The following is a 3726-nucleotide window of genomic DNA, read 5'->3' as shown; positions in this document are numbered from 1 at the left end:
CTATGACCTGTGGTGCCCGCTGGCGGCCATGGGGCGGCGCCACCCCCGAGCAAGCGGAACGGCAGGCCGGACCGCACACGACCGCGCGGCACCGGGGAGAAGGTCACGCGCGGCTTCGGCCCGCCCTCGAGGACGCCGCCGTCGGCCGTCACCGCCGACTGGACCGGCCCGGCCGCCGTGCGCCCCCGGACACGGTCGACGCGCTGATCCGCCGCCGTTCCGCAGGCCCACGATGACACCGGTGTTCCGGTTGCACCGGATGGCGGGTTAAGGTCACGTTCTGCGAAGATCTTGTACGGAGGTACCCGGGATGGAGAACAGCGCGCCCGCACGCCGAGGCCGTCCGCCGGGCACCCGGAACGCCGGGGGAGAGCTGACGAGCCGCCAGTCGGCCATCGTCGGCTACATCACAGACACGGTCAGGCGTCAGGGCTACCCGCCGTCGATGCGGGAGATCGGCCAGGCCGTCAACCTCTCCAGCACGTCCTCGGTCGCCCACCAGCTGATGGCTCTGGAACGCAAGGGCGTCCTCTACCGTGACCCGCACCGTCCCCGCGCCTACCGCGTGCGGCCCTCGTGGGCGCCCGACCTGGGCAGTGTGAGCCAGGCGCCGGTCGAGGTGCCCCTCGTGGGGCGGATCGCCGCGGGAGCACCCCTGCTCGCGGAGGAAATGGTCGAGGACGTCTACTCACTGCCCCGCCAGATCGTCGGCGACGGTGACCTGTTCGCCCTGACGGTCTCCGGCGACTCCATGATCGACGCGGCGATCTGCGACGGCGACATCGTGACCGTCAGACGCCAGGACAGTGCCGACCAAGGAGACATCGTCGCCGCGCTCCTCGGGGACGAGGCCACCATCAAGGTGCTGCTCCGCCAGGACGGGCGGGTGTGGCTCATGCCCCGAAACCCGTCCTACGAGCCGATCCCCGGCGACGACGCGCAGATCCTCGGCAAGGTCGTCGGCGTGCTGCGCCTGCTCTGAGAAGTCGCAACGACGGCGCGTGGGCGGATACGTCAAGCACTCACGGGACAGGGCAGCGGCTCCCGAGATCGGGATCTCCGTAGCCCTGCGGAGAGCGCACGGAGCAGGCCGTCGTGCCGAGCTCGGGGCGCAGGGCGGGCGGCGCACGACGCGCGTGTGCGGCAACGCCGCCGCCGCTCGCCGGTCGGCTCCAGCGGTGGGCTCCACCGGTCGGCTCCACCAGGCGGAACGCGGCTACGGGCCGGCGCTTCGCGCCCGCCGGACGCGGCCGTGGGTCGTCGAGGAGTCACGGAAGGCGGTCGGGGTCTCGCCGGCCAGCTTGCGGAAGAACTTGGTGAAGACCGTGGCCTCGGGGAAGCCGACCCGTTCGGCGATCACCCCTGCCGACAGGTCGGTGTGCACGAGCAGGCGCTTGGCCTCCAGCAGGACCCGGTTGTCGATGAAGCGCTTGGCCCCGCACCCGGCGGCGTCACGGGTCGCCCGGGTCAGCGTGCGGACGCTGTAGCCCAGGTCCCTGGCGTAGTCGTCCACCCGGTGGCTGCGGGCGTAACCGCGCTCCACGGCCTGCTGGAAGCGCCGGAACGCCTCGGTGCCCGCTCCGCCGTCCGACTCGTCGCCCACCGCGGCCCGCTGGTGGGAGAGATGCAGAACGAGGGCCGCCAGCAGGTGGCGCAGCACCTCGATGTGCGCTTCCAACGGCAGGCCGCCGAGCCCGTGGTACTCGCTGTCCAGTAGACCCAGGGTGTTCCTCAGCGCGTCCCCCGCGGCGCCCGAGGGGGTCACCGGACGGTAGGGGAAGTACTGGTCGACACGGGCGACCTCGGCGGTGGCGGTGTCCAGGAAACCGGGCTGGAAGAGGACGACGGTTCCTTCGGCCGAGGCCAGATCGGAGCGGAACTGGTGGATCTGACCGGGGCGCGCCCACAACCAGTCGCCCTCGGTCAGCTCGTGATCGGTGAAATCCAGCGAGCAGCACAAGGTGCCGGTACGGACGGTGATCAACTCGTGGAACGCGACCCGGACCGGTGAATAGGGATCGACTCCGTGACCACGAGCGCGGGCGACCAGGTCGGCGAAGGCGAGGACCTCGACCCCCGGCGGAGCTCCCGCGGATGATCGGTAGGGGACTTCGGTGACGTCAGCGTGTCCGTTTTTGTCCATGGCTTGTCTTCATCGTACGGCTTTGACCAGGCAGGTCGAACCTACTGTGAAGCGCGGGAGTGAAGTGGTGACCGAGGTGGTCCGTCCCCTCCGTTCCGTCCCCTCCGTACCCCCTCACATCTACCGAGGAGCTGAGCCGTGTGCGACTGATCGTGGGAATGACGGGTGCGACCGGTTCGGTGCTCGGTGTGCGTCTGCTGGAGAATCTCAGCCGGCTGCCCGAGGTGGAGACCCATCTGGTCCTCAGCCGCTGGGCGCGCGCCACCATCGAGTTGGAGACCGGACTGTCCGCCCGCGACCTCGGTGCCCTCGCCGACGAGGTGCACGCCCCCGAGGACCAGGGCGCCAAGATCTCCTCCGGATCGTTCAGGACCGACGGGATGGTGATCGTCCCGTGCTCGATGAAGACGCTCGCCGGGATCCGCGCCGGCTACGCCGACGGTCTGATCGGCCGGGCGGCGGACGTGATGCTGAAGGAGCGCCGCAAGCTGGTGCTCGTTCCGCGTGAGACGCCGCTGAGCGATGTCCATCTGGAGAACATGCTGGCGCTGTCGCGCATGGGCGTGCGGATGGTGCCTCCGATGCCCGCCTTCTACAACCACCCCGCTTCCGTCGACGACATCGTCGACCACATCACGGCCCGGGTCCTCGACCAGTTCGACCTCCCCGCGCCCGCCGCCAAACGCTGGGGCGGCATGCGAGCCGCCCATGCCCAGGAGCTCAAGGCAGCGCTCTGACTCCGCACCACGACTGTCATCAAGGGGTTCACATGGCCTATGACGATCTACGCAGTTTCCTCGAAGCCCTGGACAGGGAGGGGCAGTTGCTTCGGATCACCGAGGAGGTGCAGCCGGAGCCGGACATCGCCGCGGCCGCCAACGCGGCACCACGCCTCGGGGATGCGGCGCCGGCCCTCTACTTCGACAACATCAGCGGTTTCACGGACGCCCGGATAGCCATGAACGTGCACGGCTCCTGGGCCAACCACGCGCTGGCCCTGGGGCTGCCGAAGGAGACCGGGCCCAAGGAGCAGGTGGAGGAGTTCATCCGCCGCTGGGCGGAGTTCCCCGTCCGGCCCGAGTGGCGGGAGCACCCCCTGTGGGCCGGGAACACCCTGGACGGGGACGACGTCGACATCTTCGAGGTGCTTCCGCTGATCCGCCTCAACGACGGCGACGGCGGCTTCTACATCGACAAGGCCGCGGTCGTGTCCAAGGACCCCGAGGACCCGGAGGACAGCGGCAAGCAGAATGTCGGCATCTACCGCATCGAGGTGAAGGGCAAACGCAGGCTCGCCCTCCAGCCGGTACCGGTGCACGACATCGCCCAGCACCTGCGGAAGGCCGAGGAATCCGGCGAGGACCTTCCCATCGCCATCGCCGTCGGCAACGACCCGGTGATCTCGATCGTCGCCTCCACTCCGATGCGGTACGACGAGAACGAGTACGAACTGGCCGGCGCCCTGCGCGGCGCGCCGGCGCCGATCGCGGCGGCGCCCCTGACCCGGCTGCCGGTGCCGGGGGGCAGCGGGGTCGTGATGGAAGGCGGGATCGAAGGTCGCAAGCCGGAGGTGGTAGGACCCT

At 70.0% G+C, this 3726-nt stretch carries 5 protein-coding genes; 4 read left to right on the top strand and 1 reads right to left on the bottom strand.

Annotated features, from left to right (window positions below):
- The coding region (locus tag ABZV34_RS37635; protein WP_356287240.1) for a hypothetical protein at positions 1–236 on the top strand (236 nt) is incomplete at its 5' end.
- Positions 237–310: 74 nt separating this feature from the next.
- Positions 311–982, top strand: coding sequence for a transcriptional repressor LexA (gene lexA, locus ABZV34_RS37630; protein ID WP_356287237.1), 672 nt, complete (start codon positions 311–313; stop codon positions 980–982).
- A 234-nt stretch (positions 983–1216) separates the two neighbouring features.
- Here lexA and ABZV34_RS37625 read toward each other — a convergent pair whose 3' ends face one another.
- Complete coding sequence (locus ABZV34_RS37625; RefSeq protein WP_356287234.1) at positions 1217–2143, bottom strand: AraC family transcriptional regulator; 927 nt, start codon at positions 2141–2143, stop codon at positions 1217–1219.
- Between the two features lie 140 nt (positions 2144–2283).
- On the opposite strand from ABZV34_RS37625, the gene ABZV34_RS37620 reads away from it, so the two are divergent.
- Together ABZV34_RS37620 and ABZV34_RS37615 are read left to right on the top strand one after the other, a co-directional pair.
- Complete coding sequence (locus ABZV34_RS37620; RefSeq protein WP_356287231.1) at positions 2284–2880, top strand: non-oxidative hydroxyarylic acid decarboxylases subunit B; 597 nt, start codon at positions 2284–2286, stop codon at positions 2878–2880.
- 32 nt (positions 2881–2912) lie between these two features.
- Positions 2913–3726 (top strand): UbiD family decarboxylase (locus ABZV34_RS37615; protein ID WP_356287228.1); only part of this gene is annotated, 814 nt, incomplete at its 3' end.

This window comes from Streptomyces sp. NPDC005195, assembly GCF_040608315.1.
Taxonomy (GTDB): domain Bacteria; phylum Actinomycetota; class Actinomycetes; order Streptomycetales; family Streptomycetaceae; genus Streptomyces; species Streptomyces kaempferi.
Note: the sequence above shows the minus strand (reverse complement) of the source record. Positions and strands in the feature narration are given on the sequence as shown.

Coding starts and splice junctions, on each gene's coding strand:
- ABZV34_RS37625 (WP_356287234.1), bottom strand. CDS start 2,143: ATGGACAAAAACGGACACGCTGACGTCACCGAAGTCCCCTACCGATCA.
- lexA (WP_356287237.1), top strand. CDS start 311: ATGGAGAACAGCGCGCCCGCACGCCGAGGCCGTCCGCCGGGCACCCGG.